Genomic DNA, 1,367 nt, shown 5'->3' on the forward strand with positions numbered 1-1,367 from the left:
AACAGAAATTCATGACTACCTCAGGCTGATGTACGCTAGAATCGGTGTGCCTCATTCTCCAGCCACCGGCAAACCCATATCAAGGTTGTCCGCGTCCAGAATTGCCCAAGAAGTTGTTGGGCTGCCGATCGGTACAAAGTTGCACATACTAGCCCCGATAACCCAGGCAAAGGGCGGGGAACTCTTGAAATCAATAGCCGAGATGAGAAGGCTCGGCTACACGCGTTTGAAGATTGATGATACAGTATATGATATAAACGAAATACCGCCACTACAGCGAGATAGCACGCATAAAATTTACGTGGTGGTTGATAGAGTCGTTATTGCCCAAGAAAAATCGAACAGGATACCAAGCAGTGTGGAAAACGCACTGCTAATCGGCAAGGGGATAATGCACGTTGAAATAGTGTCACTCCCACAGGATTGCGCCGCGCAAGAGTACCAGCCTGGCCAGATTTTGGTATTTTCGGAACATTTTATCTGTCCAGAGAGCGGGTTTCACATAGGAGAAGTGGAACCCAGATTATTTTCCTTCAACACAGTTTGTGGTGCATGTAAACATTGCTTGGGAATGGGTCGAAATCACGCAATAGATATCAACCTAGTCGTCCCTAACACGGAGCTCTCAATACTCGAAGGGGCAATTGACCCTATGGGGCCGATTAGGCCACCCGCTAATACCTATCACGGGCCCAGTTTCGCCCACCAATGCGCACATGAAATAGCCCTTATTGCAAAAATGCACGCTATTGATCTCTCCATCCCATGGTGCAAGATGGACGAAGGGCTCCGCAACGTAATCCTATTCGGCAACAAGGACGGAACATTAAATACGGAGTTCAAACCAGCCGGGAGCAGGGGTATATTAGGCCTACTCAATGAAAGTGGTAATATAGTAGCCGAAAAGATTGCCGAAAGGTACTCTGTTTCTAGCACATGCCCACACTGTATGGGCTTTCGCCTATCTCCAGAATCGTTATCAGTAAAAATAGATGGCAAGCACATCGGCGAAGTGTGCGCATTCTCGGTAGATGAGGCAATCGCGTGGTGCGAGGGCCTACCAAGCAAGCTTTCTGAGTATGAAAACGCAGTCTGCACAAAGCTGCTGGAGGAAGTGGTAAAGCGGTTAAAATTTCTCAGTAATGTCGGGCTCAGCCACCTAACTTTGGATCGTGAATCCAGAACTCTTTCTGGGGGAGAAAGCCAAAGAATAAAATTGGCGTCGCAGATTGGCTCGGGCCTTACCGGGGTTTTATACGTACTTGACGAACCATCTATAGGGCTACATCAGCGCGATAATGCGCTACTGATCAACACACTGAAAAATCTGCGAGATATGGGCAACACTGTGGTAGTCATTGAGCACG

Annotated in this window: 1 protein-coding gene; it reads left to right on the forward strand. The window is 48.0% G+C overall.

What is annotated here, in order from left to right; all coding sequences use genetic code 11:
• Nucleotides 1–1,367: excinuclease ABC subunit A (locus GAC_RS02440; RefSeq protein ID WP_037349311.1), on the forward strand; the 1,367-nt coding region annotated here is incomplete at both ends.

The organism is Anaplasma marginale str. Florida, from assembly GCF_000215485.1.
GTDB lineage: Bacteria > Pseudomonadota > Alphaproteobacteria > Rickettsiales > Anaplasmataceae > Anaplasma > Anaplasma marginale.